The sequence below is a fragment of the Streptomyces sp. NPDC096193 genome, from assembly GCF_040302905.1.
Lineage (GTDB): Bacteria > Actinomycetota > Actinomycetes > Streptomycetales > Streptomycetaceae > Streptomyces.
This window is the reverse complement of record NZ_JBEOSJ010000001.1, coordinates 168,452-190,339: the sequence shown is the minus strand read 5'-3', so window position 1 is coordinate 190,339 and position 21,888 is coordinate 168,452. Positions and strand designations below refer to the sequence as shown.

Below are 21,888 nucleotides of genomic sequence, written 5' to 3'. Positions count from 1 at the left end.
CGCGGCCGCCGGGTTTGGCGGGGGGTCTCACGGGCACTCGAGAGGCCGTTCACCAGTCCATACTCCAGCGCCGGAGTCGATCGTGAATCGTTCCCGTGTCGTCGTCGTAGGAGCCGGATTCGCCGGTTACCAAGCTGCCCGCTCTCTCTCCCGGACCCTTCGGGGCGAGGCCGAGATCGTGGTGCTGAACCCCACGGACTACTTCCTCTATCTGCCGCTGCTGCCACAGGTCGCCGCGGGGATACTGGAACCCCGTCGGGTGACGGTCTCGCTGCTTGACACGCTGCCGGGAGTGCGGCTGGTCCTGGGCGAGGCGGACCGCGTCGATCTGGATGGGCGTACGGTCCACTACGCGGATCCGGAGGACGGCCGCGGCGAGCTGCGCTACGACCGCCTCGTCCTGGCTGTGGGAAGCGTGAACAAGCTGCTGCCCGTGCCCGGCGTCGCCGAGCACGCGCACGGTTTCCGGGGTCTCCCCGAGGCGCTGTACCTGCGTGACCATGTCACGCGCCAGATCGAGCTGGCGGGCCCCGGGCCTTTCACCGAGGAGGACGTCGCACGTCGCACCTTCGTGGTCGTCGGCGCCGGATACACGGGCACCGAAGTCGCCGCGCAGGGACAGCTGTTCACCGACGCCCTCGCCCGGAAGCAGTCCGGGCAGGGCGTCGGCGGCCGGCCGCGCTGGATGCTCCTCGACATCGCCGACCGCGTCCTGCCCGAACTCGACCGCAGGCTCTCCCGCACAGCGGACCGGGTGCTGCGCGAGCGGGGCGTCCGGGTGTGCACCAACACCTCGGTCCGCGAAGCGACGCGCGACGGCGTGCACTTGGACAACGGGGAGTTCGTCCCCACCCGGACGCTCATCTGGTGCGTGGGCGTGCGCCCCGATCCGCTGGTGTCCGACGTCGGACTGCCCGTGGAGCGCGGACGTCTGCTCGTGGAGCGCGATCTGGGGGTTCCGGGCCGCCCCGAGGTCTTCGCCTGCGGCGACGCCGCGGCCGTGCCCGACGCGACCAGGCCCGGCCAGTACACACCGATGACGGCTCAGCACGCCTCACGCCAGGGCAAGCTGGCGGGTCACAACGTCGCCGCCTCGCTCGGCCACGGTGAAAAGCGCCCGTACGAACACCACGATCTGGGATTCCTCGTCGACCTCGGCGGCGTGAAGGCGGCCGCCAACCCGCTGGGCATACCGCTGTCCGGACCGCTCGCCGGAGCGGTCACCCGCGGCTACCACCTCGCCGCCATGCCGGGTAATCGCGCACGCGTCGCGGCCGACTGGCTGCTCGATGCCGCCCTGCCGCGCCAGTCCGTCCAGCTGGGCCTCGTGCGCTCCTGGTCGGTCCCGCTGGACAGCGCTTCACCGGAGCTGGCAAAGGTCTCGGGCGGTTCCTCCAAGGAGCATTGAGATGCGAAACGACCAACTCGCGGAACTCGGGCAGCAGTTGCGGGTGGACGCCGTCCGCGCCGCCGATGCCGCATCGTCGGGTCACCCGACCTCCTCCATGTCGGCCGCCGACCTCGGCGCCGTACTGCTCGCCAACCATCTGCGCTACGACTTCGCGCAGCCCGACCATCCCGGCAACGACCGGCTGATCCTCTCCAAGGGGCACGCCTCACCGCTGCTGTACGCCATGTACCGCGCCGCGGGCGTCATCGACGACGAGGAACTGCTCACCTTCCGCCGGCTCGGCAGCCGCCTGGAAGGACATCCGACACCCCGTCTGCCCTGGGTCGACGTGGCCACCGGCTCGCTGGGTCAGGGGCTGCCTGTCGGTGTCGGCATGGCCCTCGCGGGCAAGCGGCTCGACCAGATCCCCTACCGCGTCTGGGTCCTGTCGGGTGACAGCGAGATGGCCGAGGGTTCTGTGTGGGAGGCCGTGGAGCACGCCGCCTATGAGCATCTCGACAACGTGACGCTGATCATCGACGTCAACCGGCTGGGGCAGCGCGGGCCCACCCGCCACGAGTGGGACCTCGACGCCTACGCCCGCCGGCTGCACGCCTTCGGCTGGCACACCATCGAGATCGACGGCCACGACGTCGGCGCCATCGACTCGGCCTTCGCCGAGGCGGAGTCGACCATCCAGAAGCCGACCGCGATCATCGCCCGGACCCGCAAGGGACGCGGAGTCCATGACGTCGAGGACCGTGAGGGCAAGCACGGCAAGCCCTTGCCCGACGCCGAAAAGGCCATCGAGGAACTGGGCGGCCCGCGCTTCATCACGGTGGACGTGGCGGCGCCGCCCGCGGCGCGCGTCCTGTACGGATCACGCGGCGGCCGGGTGGACACGCCGGCGTACGACGTCGGCACCTCGGTCGCCACCCGTGATGCCTTCGGGGAGGCGCTCGCCGCGCTCGGCTCGGTACGTCCGGAGGTCGTGGCCCTGGACGGTGAGGTGGCGGACTCGACCCGCACAGCCGCCTTCGCCAAGGAGCACCCCGACCGCTTCTTCGAGTGCTACATCGCCGAACAGCAGCTGGTCGCGGCGGCGGTGGGGATGCGCACCCGTGGCTACATCCCGTTCGCGTCCACCTTCGCCGCCTTCCTGACCCGTGCCTACGACTTCGTGCGGATGGCGGCGGTCTCCCACGCAGCGATCAATCTGGTCGGCTCGCACGCCGGTGTCGCGATCGGGGAGGACGGTCCCTCCCAGATGGGGCTCGAAGACCTGGCCATGTTCCGTGCCGTGTACGGCAGTACGGTGCTGTACCCGTGCGACGCCAACCAGACCGCGCGGCTGGTCGAGGCGATGGCGAACCTGCCCGGCATCGGTTATCTGCGCACCAGCAGGGGCGAGACACCCGTGCTGTACGGACCCGACGAGGACTTCCCCGTCGGCGGCTCGCGGGTGCTGCGCTCCGGCGATCATGACCGGGTCACCGTGGTCGCCGCCGGTGTCACGGTCCACGAGGCACTGCGGGCCGCCGATCTGCTGGAGGCTCAGGGGATCGGCATCCGCGTCATCGATCTCTACTCGGTCAAGCCGGTCGACGCCGCGACGCTCCAGGAGGCGGCCGAGGCCACCGGCTGTCTCATGACGGTGGAGGACCACCGGCCGCAGGGCGGTATCGGGGACGCCGTGGCATCGGCCCTGTCGGACGGCCGCCCGCTGCCCCGGCTGATCCGGCTCGGTGTGCAGAACATGCCGGGCTCCGCCACCTCCGCGGAGCAGCTGCATCTCTCCGGCATCGACGCCGAGTCGATCGCGGCCGCCGTGCAACTGCTGGTGGAGGAGGCCGTGGTGCGCTGACCGCGCCTGCCGCTGCCGTACAGGAGACGAGGGAGGCACGATGAGCACGAAGAGCGTGCGGGCCGGACAGCACACCGTGGAGATCCACCGGCCCGACAAGAAGCTCTTCCCCGACGACGGCCTCACCAAGGAGGACGTCGTCGGCTACTACCGCAGCATCGCGCCCTTCATGGTCCCCCATCTGAAGGACAGGCCGCTGATGCTGGAACGGCATCCCGACGGCATCGGCGGCCTGCGCTTCATGCAGAAGCAGACACCCGACAGCTACCCGGAGTGGATCCACCGCGTGGAGGTGGACAAGGCAGACGGGACCGTGGTCCACCCGGTCTGCGACAGCACGGCCACCCTGCTCTTCCTCGCGGACCAGGCCACGCTCACCTTCCACCGCTGGCAGTCGAAGGTGAAGCAGCTGGAGCGGCCCGACCGGATGGTCTTCGACCTGGACCCCGCCGAGGACGACTTCGAGGCCGTACGCCGGGCGGCCCGGCAGCTGGGTGAGCTGCTCGACGAGCTCCGGCTGCCGTCGGCGCTGATGACGACGGGGTCCAGGGGACTGCATGTGATCGTGCCGCTGGCCGGTGACGCGGACTTCGACGAGACGCGCGCCTTCGCCCACGACGTGGCGGAGAAGCTCGCCGAGCGCGATCCGGAGCGGCTGACCACGGCCGTACGGAAGAAGGCCCGGGAAGGCAGGTTGTATCTGGACGTCCAGCGCAACGCCTATGCCCAGACGGCCGTCGCGCCCTACTCGATACGAGCGAAGCCGGGGGCGCCCGTCGCCACTCCGATCACCTGGGAGCAGTTGAAGGACCCCGAACTGACCGCGCGGCGCTGGACGGTGACGGACGCTCTGGAACAGGCGCGGACCAAACCGTGGGAAGGGGTTCTGTCCCGGGGCCGGTCGCTGGCGGCCGCGCGCAGGCGGCTTGATTCCCTCGGTTGAATTCGGGTCCGGAATTTCCCGAGGAGGCGGCGATGCGCACTCCGCCGACCCATCCGCGTTTATGTTTGAAGGATTAAGGAAATCGGCCGGGGGACGCCGCGTTTGACGCGATGCGACAGGGGCAGGCGCAGTTTGTGCTTCGGACCGGAGGCACGTCCATGGAGTGGAATCACGCCCCGGCGTGAGCGAGTCCACCGGCCCATGGACGCCATCATTCCCGTTCGCACCGTGAGGGAGTGGCGCGCACCATGCGCACACACGCGAGCACGAAGCACATGCACACCGATGCCCCTGACACCCAGGACGCATTCGACCGGCTTTCCAAACTTCCCCCGGGCCATGAGCGCGACATACTGCGCCAGGACCTGGTGAACGCCTGGCTTCCCATGGCGGAACGCCTCGCCGGCCGGTTCAAGAACCGCGGCGAGACCATGGAGGACCTGCGCCAGGTGGCGGCCCTCGGTCTGGTCAAGGCAGTCGACCGGTACGACCCCGCTCGCGGCTGCGCCTTCGTCAGCTACGCCGTGCCGACGATCACCGGAGAGGTGAAGCGTCATTTCCGCGACCACATGTGGTCACTGCACGTACCGCGGCGGGTCCAGGACCAGCGCAACCGCGTCCGGACCGCCCAGCACGAGCTCGCCCAGAGCGTCTCGGGCCGCGCGCCGACCGAGGAGGAGATCGCGGCCAGGGCAGGCCTCTCGCTGGAGGAGACGAGAGCCGGACTGGAGGCCATCGGATCCTTCAGCACCCTCTCTCTCGACGCGGAGATCCCGGGCACCGAGCGCGGCCACACGATGGCCGACGCCATGGGCACCTCCGACCCGGCACTCGACGTGATCATCGACCGCGAGGCCGTCAAACCGAAACTGCGCTGTCTTCCCGAGAGGGAGCGGCGCATTCTCTACATGCGGTTCTTCCGGGACATGACGCAGAGCAGCATCGCCGAGGACCTCGGAATCTCCCAGATGCACGTGTCGAGGCTCATCAGCCATTCCTGCGACCGACTGCGCAGGGAAATCATGCAGGACGCCGCATAAGCCGGGGGTGCGGATCCGTGACGGGACGGGAGGCTCCCGATGGCGCAGACAGAGGCCGACCGGGATCGCGGCCGTGAGGAGACGGAGGAGGAAAGGGCCGACAGGAAGTGGGCCGATCTCCTCCAGGAACTGCGCGTCGCCCAGACCGGTGTCCAGATCCTGTTCGGATTCCTGCTGACCGTGGTCTTCCAGCCCCGGTTCACCGGTCTGTCGGAGACCGATCAGAACATCTATGTGGCGACCGTCCTGCTGGGTGCGGCCACCACCGGGGCGCTGATAGGGCCCGTCTCCTTCCATCGGCTGCTGACCGGCAAACGGCTGAAGCCGCAGACGGTGGAGTGGGCCTCCCGCCTCACCGTCCTCGGGCTCGTCCTCCTGCTCTGCACCATGGCGTCCGCTCTGCTGCTGATCCTGCGGGTGGCCCTGCACAACTCCCTGGCCCTCTGGCTCGTGGCCGCCATGGTTCTCTGGTTCGTCATCTGCTGGTTCCTTCTGCCGGTCTGGGCCCGTATCCGGCACGCCGACGAGGCGCGGTCCCAGCCGGACAAGCCGGAGCGCCGGCCCGGCGACGCTTTCACCAGCTCCGGCCCGACCAGGCGTCGAGAGGGCTGACACCGAGCACGTCCCCGCCGCGGACGCCCCGGTCCCCTCAGGCCGCGGGCGCCTCCGTGATGTCCAGGAAGACATGGTCGGCCTGCGGCCAGGTGGCGGCGATCCTCCTCTTGATCCGCACACAGACGAGTTCGACCTCCTCGCTGTCGAACCCCGGTGTCAGATCGACACGCGCGGCGACCAGCGTCGAGTCCATCCCGAGCCGCATGGTCAGCAGCTCCGCGACATTGTCGATCTCGGGCTGACCGTGGAGGAAGTCACTGAGACGCTCCCGCAGTTCGGGAGTGACCGCCTCGCCGATCAGCCGGTCACGGGCCTCGCGCCCGAGCCGGTAGGCGACGTACACGAGCAGCAGTCCGATCGCGAGCGAGGCCGAGGCCTCCCAGACGACCTGACCGGTGATCATGTGGAGTCCCATTCCGGCCATCGCGAGCAGCACGCCGAGCACGGCTGTGCTGTCCTCGGCGATGACCGTGCGCAGGGCGGGATCGGCAGCGCCCTCCTTCTGCCTGCGCAACTGGTAGAGCGCGCGCACCAGTGAACTGCCCTCGGCGATCAGGGCGACGGCGAGTACCGCCAGCCCCGCGAGATAGCCGGCGTGCGACTCCCGCTTGTCCTCGCCGAGCGCGTGGATGCCCTGGTAGAAGGAGAAGCAGCCGCCCATGACGAAGATGCCGACGGCGGCCAGCAGCGACCAGAAGTAGCGCTCCTTGCCGTAGCCGAACGGATGGCGGGCGTCGGGCGCGCGGCGGCTGCGGCGCAGTGCGACCAGCAGGAAGACTTCGTTGACGCTGTCCGCGACGGAGTGTGCCGCCTCGGAGAGCAGTGCGGGCGACGCCGTGACGAGCCCACCGACCGCTTTGGCGGCGGCGATCACCAGGTTGGCCGCGAGCGCGACCAGCACGGTGATCCGGGTCCTGGCGTCGGTTTGTTGGCGATCCACTGTCCTCACCGTATGTGCGGGGTCGGTTGAGCACCGGCCGTGCCCTGGCGGCACGGGCGAGTGCCGTGACCAGGTACCCCGGGACAATCCGCGCGAACTCCCGCGCGATCGATCGCTTCACGCCAACTGCTGTGCCACGCCCGGGTAATAAGGAGGTTTAGAAACCGGAAGAGGTGGATGGGGCGGGTGCCCACCAGTGAGGTTGTGGCGGTACTGTGCGCGCACCGCCAGAAGGGTGGCGCGGCAACAGTGGAGGAATCAGTGACAACCAGCAACACATCGCGGCGGCGTTCCGGGGCCCTCATAGCGGTCGCGGCCGCCGGGGTCCTCGGCGTCGGCCTGGCCGCCGGCCCGGCGTTCGCCCACACACCGAAGTGGTCGGCGACCTGCACCGAGGTGAGCGTCGATCTGACCGCCTACGGCGCCAGGTCCGAGAACACCGTGACGATCACCGCGGACGGCAAGGACCTGCTGCCCACCGAGACGTTCCAGAACGAGTTCCACCAGAAGATCGAGCTTCCGAAGCACGACAAGGAGCTCACCCTCCGGCTCGTCGTGAAGGCCGCCGACGGCGAGCGGTTCTCGGTCGACGAGACCAAGACGGCGCCCGTGTGCGAGAACGACGACAACCCACCGCCGTCGGCGACGCCGTCGGACACCCCGAGTTCGTCCGCGCCGACCCCTTCCGAGGCGCCGAGCACCACGCCGCCCACGTCCGACGCCCCCGTCCCCTCCAGCGCGCCGACCCCCAACGCGGGCAGCGACGACCTGGCCGAGACCGGCTCCTCCGACTCCACCCCGCTGATCGCCGGCGCCGCCGCCGTGGTCATCGTCGCGGGCGCCGGCATCATGTGGGCCGCGCGCAAGCGCCGCAACACCGCCTGATACCGCACGCCGGCCCGTGACGGGCCGGTGCGAGTGACGCGAGAAGCGGGCCGGACGTCACAGAACGTCCGGCCCGCCGTGCGCTGTGGAGTGTCAGGCCGCGGACGGGGTGTAGTGCGCGGCCTCGTCGCCCTCGACGATCCGGCTCGCCGTGCCGTGGATGCCGACCGGAACGTCTCCCGCGAGCGTCACCCGGTGCAGCAGGCGCGGCAGGTCGCCGTAGTCGTCCGGGACGAAGTGCTGGGTGATGCGGTTGTCGAACAGGACCAGGTCGCCCGGAGCCCATGTCCAGCGCACCACGTTCTCCGGGCGGGTCACGTACGCCTGGAGGATCCGCAGGATGTCGCGGGACTCGGACGGCGACAGACCCACCAGGGACTGCGCGAACCCTCCGATGAACAGGCCCGTTGAACGTGCCGCCGAAGTCGGTCCGGCCCGAGGCGGCGGGCTGGATGTCCTGGGGCCCGATGATGGTGTCGCCCACCCAGTCGAGTTCCGGATCGCCCAGATAGCCGAGCGACGCGGCGAGTTCGGGCGGGGTGACGGCGCCGGCCGAGCCCTGATGGCGGAGTGTCTTGGTATGACGGATGCCGCTGCCACTCGCGGTGCCGCACCCGGCGGCCGCGAGTGCGGAGATGCCGGACAGCACGAGGAAGCTTCGCCTGGAGAAAGTCATGTCATTCCGATTCGGGTACGCGAAAGTGCCTGAAATCGCGCGCGAGAAGGACGCAATGCATTCAGGAAAGAGTCGGCGCAAGACGGCAGGAAAATGCCGGGAAAGGCCCCGCCGGGTGTCATCACCGCGTGACGGAAGCGAGAGGTTTCAGGCCGTCAGAAGTCCACTGGAGGAGGGGCGTGCGCGGGAAGAGTGGTCAGCTGGGCGTGTTTCAGCGGCCGGCGGCACAGAGTGCGCCGGCGTGCCGTCGAAGGTCGACGTGCAGGCGCGATACGAGAATGTCAGCTTGACCCACATCGGCGAGAGTGGCAGCGATTTCAGGTCGCGTCACTGCGCTGTGGGAGTCGTCTCGCATGGTGAATTGTTTCGGCATTCTTTCGCGAATGTGGCCCCGTCGGGGACGTCAGGATCGCGAGACGTCCACGATCATGACAGCGCCTGTTCTCCCGACGGTCCCTCAAGCCCTCTGGTGCAACGGCCCGAGCGCCGCGATGCTGTCCGCCGACAGCGCTTACTGCGTGCTCAACCAGCCGTGATCCAGGAGTAGTTGTGATCCCAGGCAGAGCAAGACGGGCCGTCGTGCTGATCGCGACGGCGTCCGCCCTGGCGGCGGGGGTCTCCCCGGCCGCCGCCGACTCCACCCCCGACCCCCGCCCGCGCGACGCCGCGGAAGTGTTGCGCCCCGTTGCGCCGCCACCCGCGAGCGGACCCCCCGGCAGCGCGAGATCCGTCGCCGACGGCGACGGCATCGAGACGGCGCGCAGCTCCCGGCCGATCGCGCCGGGCGTCCGGCTCACCTCGTACGACCGGCTCGAGTCCGACAAATGGCTGCGGGTCGACGCGCTCTCCGTCGACCTCGACGGCGGCCGTGTGCGGGCCGACTACCTGTCCTCGGGCAAGGTCTCCGAACGCTCCACGGTGTCCGGGCTCGCGGCCGCGCACGACGCGGGCCCCGGCCGCCGCACGGTCGCCGCGATCAACGCGGACTTCTTCGACATCAACCAGACGGGTGCTCCGCAGGGCCCCGGCATCAAGGACGGCAAGGTCACCCACTCGCCCGCCGACGGAGCCAACCGTGCCGTCGGCATCGGGCCGGAAGGCGCGGGACGCGTCCTCCAGCTCTACTTCGAGGGCACACTGACCCTGCCCGGCGGGCAGCACCCGCTCGCGGCCCTCAACGCCGCGAACGTCCCGCCCGGCGGCATCGGGGCCTACAACGCGGCATGGGGGAGCGCCGACCGCGCGCTGACCGTGGACGGGGCAACCGCCGCCACCGAAGCGCTCGTACAGGACGGCAAGGTCGTCTCCGTCACCGACCGGCCGGGCAGCGGGCCCGTTGCCGAGGGCAGCACCGTGCTCGTCGGGCGGGAGGCCGGCGCGACCGCGCTCGCCGCGCTGCGACCCGGCGACCCGGTCTCGACGGAGTACCGGCCGCGCACCGACAGCGGCCCCGTCCCGCGCACCGCGGTCGGCGGCCGCGAACTCCTCGTGGTCGACGGCACACCGCAGAACCACGAGGGCGAGGGCAACAACATCACCGCGCCCCGCACGGCCGTCGGCTTCTCCCGCGACGGCAGCGCGATGCAGGTCATCACCGTCGACGGACGGCAGGCCGACAGCGGCGGAGTGACCCTCACCGAACTCGGTCTGATGATGAAGCGGGCCGGCGCCCACAGCGCGCTCAACCTCGACGGCGGCGGCTCGTCCACGCTGCTCGCCCGTGAACCCGGCAGCGACGCGCTCCAGGTGGAGAACAGTCCCTCCGACGGCAGCGAGCGAACCGTCCCCAACGGACTCGCGTTCACCGCACCCGACGGCAGCGGCCGGCTCCGCGGCTTCTGGGTGGAGACCCGCACTCCGCCCGGCTCGGCGCCCACCGCCGATCCGGTCAGGGGCGGCCACCCGGAGCGGGTGTTCCCGGGACTGACCCGGCGTCTCACCGCCGCCGGATACGACGAGAGCTACGGGCCGGCGGCCGGCGCACCCCGGTGGCGGTCGCTGCGGCCCTCCGTCGGCCGGATCGACGAGCGAGGAATCTTCCACGCCCGCGACAGCGGTACGGCCGTGATACGCGCCGAACGGGCCGGTGCCCAGGGCAGTACCGAACTCACCGTGCTGGACGATCTCGCCCGTATCGAGCCGACCACCCGGCGCATCGGGCTCGCCGACGGCGACGCCACCGGAAGCTTCGGGATCGTCGGTCACGACGCGCAGGGCAACAGCGCTCCGGTGGAACCCGCCGATGTGGAACTCACCTACGACCACACGCGGTTCGAGGTCGAGGACGACGGCGCCGGTGCTTTCACGGTGACCTCCCGCACAGGTGGCGGCGCCGGGCGGATCACCGCCACGGCCGCGGGCGTCACCACGTCCCTGGCGGTCAGTGTGGGCCTCGCCGAACAGCCGGTCTCCTCCTTCGACGACGCCGGCGCCTGGACCTTCAGCCACGCCCGCGCGGCCGGTGCGGTCGCGGCCACACCCGACGGCCGGAGCGGCACCGGACTGGAGCTGACGTACGACTTCACCCGCTCCACCGCCACACGCGCCGCGTACGCCAACCCGCCGCGGCCCATTCCCGTACCCGGGCGCCCGCAGTCCTTCACCCTGTGGATCGACGGGGACGGCAACGGCGCCTGGCCGACCTTGCATCTGAAGGACGCGGCGGGCTCGGACCAGTTGCTGCGGGGGCCGTACGTCGACTGGACCGGCTGGCGTCAGGTCACCTTCAGCGTGCCCGCGGGCGTCGCCATACCGCTGTCGGTGCACCGCTTCTACCTCGCGGAGACCGCCGCGGCCCGGCAGTACACCGGACGCGTCGTCATCGACGGACTGTCCGCGCAGGTCCCGCCGGACATCGCACTGCCCGAACAGCCGCGCATCGCCGATCCGCTGATCGACTCCGCTGCCGAGACCGGGGACCGGGACTGGCGGTTCGCCGTCATGTCCGACGCCCAGTTCGTCGCCCGCGCCCCCGACAGCGCGATCGTCCGGCAGGCCCGGCGCACCCTGCGGGAGATCAAGGCCTCCGGGGCGGACTTCGTCGTCGTCAACGGCGACCTCGTGGACGAGGGATCACCCGCGGACCTGGCGTTCGCCCGACAGGTGCTCACCGAGGAATTGGGCGGCGATCTGCCCTGGTACTACGTGCCCGGGAACCACGAGGTGATGGGCGGCAGAATCGACAACTTCATCGCCGAGTTCGGCCCCGCCCACCGCACCTTCGACCATCGTGGCACCCGCTTCCTGACGCTCGACACGTCGAGCCTGACGCTGCGCGGCGGCGGCTTCGAACAGATCAAGGCGGTACGCGCCCAGCTGGACGCGGCGGCCGAGGACCCGTCCGTGGATTCGGTGATGGCCGTCGAACATGTGCCGCCACGCGATCCCACCGTGCAGAAGGGCAGTCAGCTCAGCGACCGCAAGGAGGCCGCGCTGATCGAGCGGTGGCTCGCGGAGTTCCGCCGTACGACGGGAAAGGGTGCGGGGCTGATCGGCAGCCATGTGGGCGTCTTCCATGCCGAGCACGTCGACGGCGTCCCGTATCTGATCAACGGCAACTCGGGGAAGGAGCCGGCGGGCCCGGCCGACGAGGGCGGCTTCACCGGATGGTCGCTCGTCGGGGTCGACGAGGTGAGCCTGGGGGAGCAGCTGATCGCCCGGCACCGTCCGTGGGAGGGGCGGCCGGACTGGGTGTCCGTCCAGACGCGGGCCCATGTCGATGCCCTCTCTCTGGAGGCGCCCGCACCACTGCCTCCCGGGAACAGCGCGGACGTCCGGGCGACGGTCGTGCAGGGCACGCGCACGGTCCCGGTGGCCTTCCCCGTCAGCGCGGACTGGACGGGATCGCTGAATCTGCACATCGGTGATCCTGACGACGCCCGCCGGCGGCACGCGGCGGCGTACGACCCGACGACGGGACGGATCACGGCGCTCAGACCGGGCACGGTGACCCTCGCGGTGACCGTGGGCGGACACAGGCGCTCTGTGGAGCTGCGTATCGCCCGGCAGGCGACGGCAGAACGGGCGTCGTAGCCGGAGCACGGCACGCACGACCGCACGGCGGGCGGGGACGCGCGAGCTCCGCGGACCCCGCTCGCCGTGCGGGAGTTTGCCGCAGCGGGCCGCCTTGCCGTGAGGGCTGTCCCGTCCTCCCCGGCGGGCGCACGACGACAGCTACGGCATCTGGCTGCGTTGTCGGATCGCCCGTATACGTCCCGCATACGTCTGGCATGAGGACGCCTCTGCGCCTTGCGATGCACCGCATCCGAGGTCGAGCGCCGGTCCACCGCATCCGACGCCGCTCGCCGACCCACCGGGGCTGACCCCGGTTTCGGCCGGGGCCGCCGCGATCCCGGCCCGTGCTTCGGCGGGCTGCGACCGCGGGCGGTTCCTTCCCGGACGCGGGCCGCGCCTCTCGGCCGGCGGCCCGACCGCCACCCCGGTCAGCCCTTCGCCAGCCCGAGTTCGTCGTCGCCCAGCGGCTCGAAGAACCGCTCCACGTCCTCGTCCGTCACCTGCGACAGCAGCGCCGGCGACCACTGCGGCCTGCGGTCCTTGTCGACGACCTGGGCCCGCACGCCCTCGGCCAGATCGGGCCGGGAGAAGGCGGCCGACGACACCCGGAACTCCTGGTCCAGGACCGGTTCGAGCGCGCCGAGCGACCGGGCCCGCCGCAGCGCCGTCAGGGTCACCTTCACCGACGTGGGCGACCGCGTCAGAATCGTCTCGGCGGCCTCCTTCGCCGCCGGCTCGCCGTACGCGACCAGCCGGTCGAGGATCTCCTCCACCGAGTCGCTCGCGTAGCAGGCGTCGATCCACCCGCGGTGCGTGGCCAGTTCACCCTCGGGGGCCGGTCCGGCGTGCGCCCCCAGCACGTCCGCCACCTCCAGCCGGGCCAGCGACGCGGTGAGCTCCGGCAGACGCCCGGACGGCACGAAGTGATCGGCGAGCCCGCACAGCAGCGCGTCGGCGGCGCCCACCGGAAGCCCGGTGAGGGCGAGATGGGTGCCCAGTTCGCCCGGCGCCCGGGCCAGCAGATGCGTACCGCCGACGTCGGGTACGAAGCCGATGCCCGTCTCGGGCATGGCGACCCTGGAGCGCTCCGTGACGATCCGCACGTCGCCGTGCGCGGAGATGCCGACCCCGCCGCCCATGACGATGCCGTCCATCACGGCGACGTACGGCTTGGGGTAGCGCGCGATACGGGCGTTGAGCCGGTACTCGTCCCGCCAGAAGTCCGTGGCGGTCCGGTCCCCGGCGAGCGCTGCCGTGCGGATGGCCCGGATGTCGCCGCCCGCGCACAGCCCCCGCTCGCCCGCGCCGGTGATCACGACGACCCGCACGGCGTCGTCGTGCTCCCATGTGGTGAGCGCCTCGTCGACGGCGTGAACCATGGGATGGGTGAGGGCGTTGATCGTCCGGGGGCGGTTGAGCGTGATGTACGCGGCGTGGCCCTCGGTGTGCAGGAGTACGGAGTCGTCGCGGGCCATCGATAGGGTCCTTCCCGGGTGCGGATCGTCGGTCCCATCCTCGCGCACGCGACCTCGTGCACACGAAGCGGAACACTTCCCGGCAGTCCGACCAGTCGGTATGTTCGGTTCGGACGGACACGGCAGGCCGGACCACCGGCCGAGGGGACGGAGGGCCCATGTCTCGGAGCGCACCCATGATCGACGGACACTGCGACGACCGGTTCCGGTCGGTGCGCGAGGCCTTCGAGGAGAACTTCCGTGACCGGGGCGAGCTGGGGGCCGCCGTCACCGTGATCCACGACGGCGAGACCGTCGTCGACCTGTGGGGCGGCTGGGCGGACGAGGCCCGGACCCGGACCTGGGGGCGCGAGACGCTGGTCAACGTCTGGTCGACCACCAAGGGCGCCACCGCCCTGTGCGCCCATCTGCTCGCCGACCGCGGCGAGTTGGACCTGGACGCGCCCGTCGCCACGTACTGGCCGGAGTTCGCCGCGGCGGGCAAGGACCGCATCCTCGTCCGCCATCTCCTCTCCCACCGCGCCGGACTCGCGGGACTGCGCGAACTGCACACCGTCGAGGACCTCTACGACTGGGAGCTGACCTGCGCCGCCCTCGCCGCCGAGGAGCCGTGGTGGGAGCCCGGCACGCAGTCCGGGTATCACGCCATGACGTACGGCTTCCTGGTCGGCGAGGTCGTCAGACGTGTCTGCGGGCTGCTCCCGGGGGAACTGCTCCACAAGGAGGTCACCGGGCCGCTCGGCATCGACTTCACCATCGGTCTGCCGGAAAAGGAGGCGGGACGCGCCGCCGACCTGGTGCATCCGCCGGCCGCGCCGTCGAGCGAACAGGCCGCGGTCTTCGCTCAGATGGCTCCGGTCGCCCTGGCCGCCCTGGTCAACCCGATCGTCGGTGCGGCGGACGCCAACACTCCCGAGTGGCGCGCGGCCCAGATCCCGGCGGCCAACGGCCACGGCACCGCACGTGGAGTCGCCGCGCTCTACGGGGTCTTCGCCGGGCGGGGTGAGCACGGCGGCCGGCGAATCCTGTCTCCCGAGGCCGCCGAACGGGTCCGCGAGGGCCAGGGCAGCTGCCGCGACCTGGTGCTCGGCCGGGGCTTCCGGCACGACACCGAGGTGGCGCTCGGCCTCTGGCTCAGCGGCGAGAACGGTTCGTACGGCCCCAATCCCCGTGCTGTGGGCCACGACGGTTTCGGCGGCTCGTGCGGTCTGGCCGATCCGGAGGCGGCTCTCAGCCTCGGCTATGTGATGAACCGTATGGGCCCGCACATCGCGGACGACCCCCGGAAGATGGCTCTGGTGAGCGCCGCGTACGCATCGCTGTAGGGCGGGCCCGACGGCGGTGGCGGGGGGACTCCCGCCCTCCGCCCGGCCGTGGCCCTTCCGGATTCTTGCAACACGTTCTACCGTGTGCGCCGCGCCGTGACGGTCGCGAGACTCTGGAGGGGCCGTGCACCTCGAATACACGCCTGAACAGCAGCAGTTGCGCGCCGAACTGCGCTCCTACTTCGCCCGGCTCGTGCCGGACAACGTGTACGCCCGCTACGCCGACCCCGGCGAGCAGAAGCGCTTCTACCGCGAGACCGTTCGCCGCCTCGGCACGGACGGCTGGCTCGGCGTCGGCTGGCCCACCGAGTACGGCGGGCGCGGGCTGAGCCCCATGGAGCAGTTCATCTTCTTCGACGAGGCGGCCCAGGCGGGCGTACCGCTGCCGCTGATGGCCCTCAACACGGTCGGTCCGACGATCATGCAGTTCGGCACCGAGGAGCAGAAGGGGTACTTCCTGCCGAAGATCCTCTCCGGCGAGATCGACTTCGCGATCGGCTACAGCGAACCCGACGCCGGCACCGACCTCGCCGCCCTCAAGACCCGCGCGGTGCGCGAGGGCGACGAGGACACCGGCCACTACACCGTCAACGGGCAGAAGATCTGGACCACCAACGGCGACACGGCCGACTGGGTGTGGCTCGCCGTGCGCACCGACCCGGGCGCGCCACCCCACAAGGGCATCACCATGCTCCTCGTGCCGACGTCCGACCCCGGCTACTCCTGCACCCTGATCAACACCCTGGCCTCCCACGACACGACGGCCAGCCACTACGAGAACATCCGCGTCCCCGCCTCCCGCCGCGTCGGCCAGGAGAACAAGGGCTGGCGGCTGATCACCAACCAGCTCAACCATGAACGCGTCACCCTGGCCGCCCACGGCACCATGGCGATCCGGGCGCTCCACAACGTCCAGCGCTGGGCGGCCGACACGAAACTCGCCGACGGCCGCCGGGTCATCGACCTCGGCTGGGTGCGCGGCCGGCTGGCCCGCACCCACACCCGGCTGGACGCGATGAAACTCCTCAACTGGCAGATGGTGAACGCCGTCCAGCAGGGCACGCTCACCCCGCAGGACGCCTCCGCGGTCAAGGTCTTCGGCTCCGAGGCCCGCCGCGACGCCTACGCCTGGCTGATGGAAGTGGTGGGTGCGGCCGGCCCGCTCAAGGAGGGGTCGGCCGGCACGGTGCTCCACGGTGAGCTGGAGCGCGGGTACCGGTCCGCCGTGATCTTCACCTTCGGCGGGGGGAACAACGAGATCCAACGCGAGATCATCTCGTGGATCGGACTGGGGATGCCGCGGGTGCGGCGATGACGAGGTGCCGGGGCGCCCGCCCGGGTTCCTGAGGCACGTGGCGCGCAGGTCCCCGGGCGACGCGGAGGTCAGCCGGTCACGGCCATGAGCTCGGGACCGTTCGTGAACCGGCCTCCGGCATGGCTTCGCCGCGGTGCCCGCCCCTCGGGGGCGGGGAGGGGGAGGTCCGGTTCGCCGAGCAGCTCGATGAGTGAGGCGCGGGCACGGGCCACTCGGGAACGGACCGTCCCCACCGGGCAGTTGAGGGCCACGGCGGCCTCCGCGTAGGGCAGCCCGAGGAGTTGCGTGAGGATGAAGGCCTCGCGGCGTTCGGCCGGGATCGTGGCCAGGAGTTCCGCGAGGGCGATGCCGTCCTCGAAGCCGGGGCTGTGCCGTGGCTGGGCCAGTTCCGCAGCGGTCTGCCAGTCGGTCCTGTCGGAGAGCTTCGGCCGGGCAGCCGCATGACGCAGGCTGTCCACCACGGTGCGGCGTGCGATGGACAGCAGCCAGGTGCGGGCGGACGAGCGGCCCTCGAAACGGTGGAGACTGCCGAGCGCCCGGAGGAACACGTCCTGCGTGAGGTCGTCGGCCGCCTGGGGATCGGCGCTGAGGTAGGCGACATAGCGCCACACGTCGCGGTGCAGCGCGCGGACGAATCGGTCGACCCGCGCCGGATCACCGTCGCGAGCGGAGAGCGCCAGGCGGGTCACGGCCGCGTCGCTTTCGGGGGTGTGGCGCAGCGGCCTGGTTGCCACGGGACAGTGCAAGGGGTACGAGGCAGGAGTCATCGCCAGAAGTCCTCACGGGAAATCGGGTACCGGCGTCGCGCAGACGGGCGAAGCCGGTGAGGGGTACGGCCTGCCGGACGGCACGGCCGATGCCCGATGCGCGTCGTGCGAGACTCCGCGGCACCGGGGAACCAGCTGTCACAGGACAGCGATCCCCGGTGGTGGGCCCCGTGAGGTGATGGCGTGGGCGAGAAGGAGGCGTCGCGGAGCGTGGGACCGCCTGCTCCGGCGTACGGGGCCGCGAGTCCCGTGCACCGGCACAAACTGACGGAGCATCAGCCGCAGGGGAGCCACCAGCCGGCCGGCCAGCGAGCGCAGAACGCGAAAGGCCGCCCGCTCCCCGTACGCGAGCCACAGACCGCACAGCAGCGACGCCAGCAGGTGCGTCGACAGCATCCCGGTCGGTGACATGCCGCCCATGTCGTGCCCGCTCGACACGGTCGTGCCGGTGGCGCCGTCCGTCAACCCCGCGAGGGCGTGATCGTGGACGTCCATGCCCTCATGAGGCATGGTCATGCCGGGCTGGTGAGACGGGCCGCCACCGCTCACACCATGGAGGTCCGCACCGGAGGACGGTGCGGCTGATTCCCCCGTCCCGAGGACCAACGACCGGGCCCATTGCCGGGCCAACGAGTGCTCGGTCGGCGGCGACGGGTACACCACCGCCTGCGCCAGGGAGAAGCACGCGTGCATCCCCGCCTGCGCCACGACGGTCGCCGAGGTGACGACGAGCAATCCGCGTTCGCGCCCGCCGAGGGCCCAGGCCCCGGCCGTTGTCGCGCCGAACGCGGTGGACATCGCCCACCAGGGAACGGATGTCCCGGACATGAGAATGTGACCGAAGGCAGCGAGCAGCACACAGACGGCGGCGAACACCGCGGCCCGTGACGCTCGACACCCCCGGTCTGACATCATGGCGGGCTCATCCTTGCATTCCCCCTCGCGGCCGGGCACCCGTCGGTACGGAATCCACCACGCGCCCTCTCACTCCGGACCGGATGTGTGGCGCAGGCCACAACTATTGGTAGGAACCGACCGGTTGGGCCGACCGACTCCTGGTGCGGCGGATCGGGACGGTCAGCGGCGGGAACGGGGACACGGTGGTGGCAGAGGGCACAGCGGCAACGGCGTCGGCACCGCTGCCCGACAAGCGGCCGGCCCGCGGGCTCACTCCGCTGCTGACCTGTGCCATGGCCTTCTCGATGCTCCAGTTGTTCCTGCTGGGTGCGCTCGGACCTCGTCTCGTGGACGAACTGGGGATATCACCCGCCGTGTTGGGCCTCACCACCACCATCGGCTTCGGGACGGCTGCCGTGCTCTCCCCCGTGGGCGGGCGCATCGTGGATCGGATCGGCCCGCGGCGCGCACTGGTCGTCCTGTTGGTGGTGTCCGCGGTCGCACTCGCCCTCATCGGTGCCGCGCCCGGCGCCGGTCCGCTGCTGGCGGCGGTCGCGCTGGGCGGCGTTCCCCAGGCGCTCGCCAACCCCGCCACCAACAAGGCCGTTCTCGCGTCGGTCCCACCCGCCCGGCGCGGCTCGGTGACGGGGGCGAAGCAGTCCGGCGTCCAACTGGGGGCGTTCGCCGCCGGGTTGCCGCTCGCGGCCACGGCCGGCGTGATCGGCTGGCGCGGTGCGGTGTGGACAGCCGCGGGCACCGCTCTGCTGACCGGGCTGTGGGCCCTGCGCACTCTTCCGCCCGACCCGCCGCCACCGGCCGCCACCACGCGGCGGTCCCTGGTGCCGCGTGGTTTCGTCGCCTGGCTGGCCGTCTTCTCGCTGTTCCTGGGCAGCGGCATCGCTTCGGTCAACACCTACCTCGCGCTGTTCGGCGTACGGGAGTTGGAGATGGGCCCCGGCACGGCCGCCGCTCTGGTGGCTGTCCTCGGCGTGGCGGGAATCGTCGGCCGGGTGGGTTGGTCGCGGGCCGCCCGGCCGGGACGCGCCGAGTGGCTGCCCGGATGGCTCGCGGCCGGTGCCGTGGGCGCGGCCGCTCTCCTCGCAGCGGCGCTGCTGGCCACGCCCCTGGCCTGGGCCGCCGCCGTCGCCGTCGGGGTCTTCGCGGTCTCGGGCAACGCGGTCTCCATGGTGCTGGTCATGCAACGCGCCGCACCGGGCCGGGCGGGACAGGACTCGGCTCTGGTCGCCGCGGGATTCTTCGCCGGATTCGCCGTGGGACCGCCGCTCTTCGGTCTGTTCGCGCAGGCGGGGCGCTACGGCTCCGGCTGGTCCCTGGTGGCGATGGAGTTCGCCGCCGCCGGTGCCGTCGCCTTCACCTGGGCCGTACGGGACCGGCGAGGACGGGCGGGCCGGTCGTCATGACCTCGCCGGACTGGGCCCGCGACGCCCTGACGGCGGTGATCGACCGCGTCACGGTCACCGAGTCGGAGGTCGGCGCACGCTTCCCCCTGTTCGCCGAGCCGGACAGCGGGCGGTGGACCACGACGGGGCGCGGCTCGTGGACGGGCGGATTCTGGGCCGGGCTGCTGTGGTTGCGGGCGCGGTACAGCGGCATCGAGGCGGACCGGTCGGCCGCCGCCCGGTGCACCGCCCGCCTGGCGCCGTGGGTGGACGCCGACACCGCCACCCGGGGCCTGATCCTCTGGTACGGGACCGCCCTGGCCTCCCACGACGCGGAGGCCACCGCGCTACGGGAGCGGGCCGCGCGGTCCTGCCTGGAAGCCATGGACCCCGAACTCGGCCTCGTCCCCTGGGGATCGGCGCTGGGAGGCCCTCGCCTCCTCGCCCGCGCGGACGGCGTGCCGGGGATGGTGCCCCTGCTGGCCGGCGCCGGGCCCGAGGGTGCCACGGCGGCAGGCGCACATCTGCACCGCCACCTCGAACTCTGCCTCGGTGACGGCAGCGAGCACCGGTCCTGGACGCAGCCCGCCTGGCGCTTCGACGCGGGGCCGGGTTGGCAGCCCTGCGAGGACCCGCCTCAGGGCTGGAGCCGGGGAAGGGCGTGGCTGCTCCTGGCGGTCGCCGACGCACTTCATGTCCCGACACCGTCCGGACCGTGGCCCGAGCCTCTCGCGGCGGCGGCCGAGCATCTGTTGGCGCACGGGGCCGTACTGGACGGCCCGTTCGTCCCGCATGCCGATGTCTCCCGTCCCGACGGGCCCCTCGACACATCGGCCGCCGCGATCACCGCCGTCGCCCTGCTGAAACTCGCCCGTCTGCCGGGTCCGAGGACGACGGAGTGCGCGCACCGGGCCGCCGCGATCCTGCGCCACCTGGTCGGGACCCATCTCTCCGGACCTCACGCGCACCGGCCCGCCGGTATGTTGCTCGACGGCTGCTACGACGCCGGCCGGGGCACAGCCGTACGGCACGAACTGGTCTGGGGCGACTTCTTTCTCGCCTTGGGGCTGGCGGCGCTGACCGGATCGGTCGACATCACGAAGGTGTAGTACTCGGCCCGCCGTACCCGCGCAGTACCCGCCGCGCCACAGCGGTGATGTGCAGCTCGTCCGGCCCGTCGAGAATGCGAGCGGCCCGGCCCGTGCGGAAGAGCGCGGGCAGCGCCGTGTCCGGGCCGAGGCCGGCGGCGCCGTGGACCTGGATCGCGGCATCCGTGACCTGCTGGAGCATGCGGGCCGCCGCGACCTTGGCCAGGCCCACCTCGATGTGCGCGTCCTTCCCCGAGTCGATGAGAGCGACTGCCTCATGAACGAGAGGGCCGGTGGTGCGCAGGGCGAGCAGGGCGTCGAACACCTGCTGCTGGACGAGCTGATGGCCGGCGAGCGGGCCACGCGATCCGGCGCGGGTGACCGCCCGCTCACACATCAGATCGAACGCCCGCCCGGCCTGGCCGAGCCAGCGCAGACACCGCAGGATGCGGCCCCGCTGGAGTCGCTCACCGGCAATGGCGAGCGCCTGACCGGGTGCTCCGACGAGATGGTCCGCGGGTACGCCCACGTGGTCGAGTTCGATCTCCCACTGACCGGTCGCGCCGAGAACCGGGAGTTCGCGGACGACACGGAAGCCGGGGGAGTCGGTGGGCACCAGCAGCAGGGAGAGGCCGTCCCGATCGCCCGCCTGCCCGTCGGTGCGGGCCAGCACGGTGACGAGGTCCGCGCCGACGGCCCCCGAGGTGAACCACTTGCGCCCGGTGACGGTCCACCCGCCGTCCGGTCGCCGCACGGCGCGGGTTGCGGTCATGAACGGGTCCGTGCCCGGAACCTCGGGCTCGGTCATCGCGTAGCAGGTCCGTGTCTCACCCGCCACGAGCCGCCGCAGATACCGGTCACGGACAGAGCTCTCCGCGTGCCGCGCCAGCATCGACACATCCAGCAGGGGAGCGGAGCCCAGTGCCGCGGGTCCGTGGTCGCTCGCCCCCTCCGCCTCGGCCAGGTCGGCGTACTCGCCGAACGTGAGGCCCCCGCCGCCCAGGTGCGTGGGCAACGGCAGCGCCCACAGCCCCTCCTGTTTCGCCCGGGCCTGCAACTCGCCCAGGGCGGCAGCGGCATCGGAGCCGCCCGCGTCCAGGACCGGTTCGTACGGGATCACGCGATCGCGGACGAACTCGCCGACGCGCGCACGCAACTCGGCCTTCTCGCCGCCCGGTTGGACGTGAGTCGCGTCCTCGCTGCCTCGGTCTGTCACGTCTCTCCTCGAGTTGCCGGGAACTTGTGGGAACGGCT

18 protein-coding genes are annotated in these 21,888 nt (G+C 71.5%); 11 read left to right on the top strand and 7 right to left on the bottom strand.

Annotated elements, in window-relative coordinates:
• The first annotated feature begins 82 nt into the window (after positions 1-82).
• The 5 genes from ABTX78_RS00890 to ABTX78_RS00870 all read left to right on the top strand — a co-directional run bounded on the left by ABTX78_RS00890 (position 83) and on the right by ABTX78_RS00870 (position 5,849).
• Positions 83-1,408, top strand: coding sequence for an NAD(P)/FAD-dependent oxidoreductase (locus ABTX78_RS00890; RefSeq protein WP_352204662.1), 1,326 nt, complete (start codon positions 83-85; stop codon positions 1,406-1,408).
• 1 nt (position 1,409) lies between these two features.
• The gene (locus tag ABTX78_RS00885; RefSeq protein ID WP_352204661.1) at positions 1,410-3,254 is read left to right on the top strand and encodes a transketolase; all 1,845 of its coding nucleotides are present in this window, start codon (positions 1,410-1,412) and stop codon (positions 3,252-3,254) included.
• A gap of 40 nt (positions 3,255-3,294) precedes the next feature.
• Positions 3,295-4,197: a non-homologous end-joining DNA ligase gene (ligD, locus tag ABTX78_RS00880; protein ID WP_352204660.1), complete on the top strand. Its 903-nt coding sequence runs from the start codon at positions 3,295-3,297 to the stop codon at positions 4,195-4,197.
• Positions 4,198-4,445: 248 nt separating this feature from the next.
• On the top strand, positions 4,446-5,237 hold the full coding sequence (locus ABTX78_RS00875) for a SigB/SigF/SigG family RNA polymerase sigma factor (protein WP_352204659.1): 792 nt from the start codon (positions 4,446-4,448) through the stop codon (positions 5,235-5,237).
• A 39-nt stretch (positions 5,238-5,276) separates the two neighbouring features.
• Complete coding sequence (locus tag ABTX78_RS00870; RefSeq protein ID WP_352204658.1) at positions 5,277-5,849, top strand: DUF6328 family protein; 573 nt, start codon at positions 5,277-5,279, stop codon at positions 5,847-5,849.
• Between the two features lie 37 nt (positions 5,850-5,886).
• Here the strand turns inward: ABTX78_RS00870 and ABTX78_RS00865 are convergent, their stop codons facing one another.
• Positions 5,887-6,792: a cation diffusion facilitator family transporter gene (locus tag ABTX78_RS00865; protein WP_352204657.1), complete on the bottom strand. Its 906-nt coding sequence runs from the start codon at positions 6,790-6,792 to the stop codon at positions 5,887-5,889.
• A 261-nt stretch (positions 6,793-7,053) separates the two neighbouring features.
• Between ABTX78_RS00865 and ABTX78_RS00860 the strand changes: the two genes are divergently transcribed.
• Positions 7,054-7,677, top strand: a complete 624-nt coding sequence (locus ABTX78_RS00860; protein WP_352204656.1) for an LAETG motif-containing sortase-dependent surface protein — start codon at positions 7,054-7,056, stop codon at positions 7,675-7,677.
• Positions 7,678-7,770: 93 nt separating this feature from the next.
• Here ABTX78_RS00860 and ABTX78_RS00855 read toward each other — a convergent pair whose 3' ends face one another.
• A complete protein-coding gene (locus ABTX78_RS00855) occupies positions 7,771-8,049 on the bottom strand; it encodes a TauD/TfdA dioxygenase family protein (RefSeq protein WP_502993717.1) in 279 nt (92 codons plus the stop codon).
• 515 nt (positions 8,050-8,564) lie between these two features.
• Positions 8,565-8,708: a putative leader peptide gene (locus ABTX78_RS00850; RefSeq protein WP_352205011.1), complete on the bottom strand. Its 144-nt coding sequence runs from the start codon at positions 8,706-8,708 to the stop codon at positions 8,565-8,567.
• Positions 8,709-8,902: 194 nt separating this feature from the next.
• Between ABTX78_RS00850 and ABTX78_RS00845 the strand changes: the two genes are divergently transcribed.
• Positions 8,903-12,385 carry a phosphodiester glycosidase family protein gene (locus ABTX78_RS00845; RefSeq protein WP_352204655.1) on the top strand — a complete coding sequence of 1,161 codons (3,483 nt, stop codon included), beginning with the start codon at positions 8,903-8,905 and terminating at the stop codon, positions 12,383-12,385.
• Between the two features lie 410 nt (positions 12,386-12,795).
• On the opposite strand, the gene ABTX78_RS00840 is transcribed toward ABTX78_RS00845, so the two are convergent.
• The gene (locus ABTX78_RS00840) at positions 12,796-13,842 is read right to left on the bottom strand and encodes an enoyl-CoA hydratase/isomerase family protein (RefSeq protein WP_352204654.1); all 1,047 of its coding nucleotides are present in this window, start codon (positions 13,840-13,842) and stop codon (positions 12,796-12,798) included.
• Between the two features lie 158 nt (positions 13,843-14,000).
• Here ABTX78_RS00840 and ABTX78_RS00835 point away from each other — a divergent pair, with 158 nt between their 5' ends.
• Both ABTX78_RS00835 and ABTX78_RS00830 read left to right on the top strand, forming a co-directional pair.
• Positions 14,001-15,167, top strand: a complete 1,167-nt coding sequence (locus ABTX78_RS00835; RefSeq protein WP_352204653.1) for a serine hydrolase domain-containing protein — start codon at positions 14,001-14,003, stop codon at positions 15,165-15,167.
• 124 nt (positions 15,168-15,291) lie between these two features.
• Complete coding sequence (locus ABTX78_RS00830; RefSeq protein WP_352204652.1) at positions 15,292-16,482, top strand: acyl-CoA dehydrogenase family protein; 1,191 nt, start codon at positions 15,292-15,294, stop codon at positions 16,480-16,482.
• A 68-nt stretch (positions 16,483-16,550) separates the two neighbouring features.
• Here ABTX78_RS00830 and ABTX78_RS00825 read toward each other — a convergent pair whose 3' ends face one another.
• Both ABTX78_RS00825 and ABTX78_RS00820 read right to left on the bottom strand, forming a co-directional pair.
• Positions 16,551-17,249: a sigma-70 family RNA polymerase sigma factor gene (locus tag ABTX78_RS00825; RefSeq protein ID WP_352204651.1), complete on the bottom strand. Its 699-nt coding sequence runs from the start codon at positions 17,247-17,249 to the stop codon at positions 16,551-16,553.
• Between the two features lie 138 nt (positions 17,250-17,387).
• Complete coding sequence (locus ABTX78_RS00820; RefSeq protein WP_352204650.1) at positions 17,388-18,077, bottom strand: hypothetical protein; 690 nt, start codon at positions 18,075-18,077, stop codon at positions 17,388-17,390.
• 275 nt (positions 18,078-18,352) lie between these two features.
• On the opposite strand from ABTX78_RS00820, the gene ABTX78_RS00815 reads away from it, so the two are divergent.
• Positions 18,353-19,567, top strand: a complete 1,215-nt coding sequence (locus ABTX78_RS00815) for an MFS transporter (RefSeq protein ID WP_352204649.1) — start codon at positions 18,353-18,355, stop codon at positions 19,565-19,567.
• Positions 19,564-20,655: a sugar ABC transporter permease gene (locus ABTX78_RS00810; RefSeq protein WP_352204647.1), complete on the top strand. Its 1,092-nt coding sequence runs from the start codon at positions 19,564-19,566 to the stop codon at positions 20,653-20,655. Before ABTX78_RS00815 ends, ABTX78_RS00810 begins: the two co-directional genes overlap by 4 nt.
• Here ABTX78_RS00810 and ABTX78_RS00805 read toward each other — a convergent pair.
• Positions 20,642-21,850, bottom strand: coding sequence for an acyl-CoA dehydrogenase family protein (locus tag ABTX78_RS00805; RefSeq protein WP_352204646.1), 1,209 nt, complete (start codon positions 21,848-21,850; stop codon positions 20,642-20,644). The genes ABTX78_RS00810 and ABTX78_RS00805 overlap by 14 nt on opposite strands.
• Positions 21,851-21,888: the final 38 nt, after the last annotated feature.

Excerpts from the sequence above, each read along its gene's own strand:
- ABTX78_RS00885 (WP_352204661.1), top strand. The coding sequence starts at position 1,410 with ATGCGAAACGACCAACTCGCGGAACTCGGGCAGCAGTTGCGGGTGGAC.
- ligD (WP_352204660.1), top strand. The coding sequence starts at position 3,295 with ATGAGCACGAAGAGCGTGCGGGCCGGACAGCACACCGTGGAGATCCAC.
- ABTX78_RS00875 (WP_352204659.1), top strand. The coding sequence starts at position 4,446 with ATGCGCACACACGCGAGCACGAAGCACATGCACACCGATGCCCCTGAC.
- ABTX78_RS00870 (WP_352204658.1), top strand. The coding sequence starts at position 5,277 with ATGGCGCAGACAGAGGCCGACCGGGATCGCGGCCGTGAGGAGACGGAG.
- ABTX78_RS00850 (WP_352205011.1), bottom strand. The coding sequence starts at position 8,708 with ATGCGAGACGACTCCCACAGCGCAGTGACGCGACCTGAAATCGCTGCC.
- ABTX78_RS00840 (WP_352204654.1), bottom strand. The coding sequence starts at position 13,842 with ATGGCCCGCGACGACTCCGTACTCCTGCACACCGAGGGCCACGCCGCG.
- ABTX78_RS00835 (WP_352204653.1), top strand. The coding sequence starts at position 14,001 with ATGTCTCGGAGCGCACCCATGATCGACGGACACTGCGACGACCGGTTC.
- ABTX78_RS00825 (WP_352204651.1), bottom strand. The coding sequence starts at position 17,249 with ATGACTCCTGCCTCGTACCCCTTGCACTGTCCCGTGGCAACCAGGCCG.
- ABTX78_RS00820 (WP_352204650.1), bottom strand. The coding sequence starts at position 18,077 with ATGTCCGGGACATCCGTTCCCTGGTGGGCGATGTCCACCGCGTTCGGC.
- ABTX78_RS00810 (WP_352204647.1), top strand. The coding sequence starts at position 19,564 with ATGACCTCGCCGGACTGGGCCCGCGACGCCCTGACGGCGGTGATCGAC.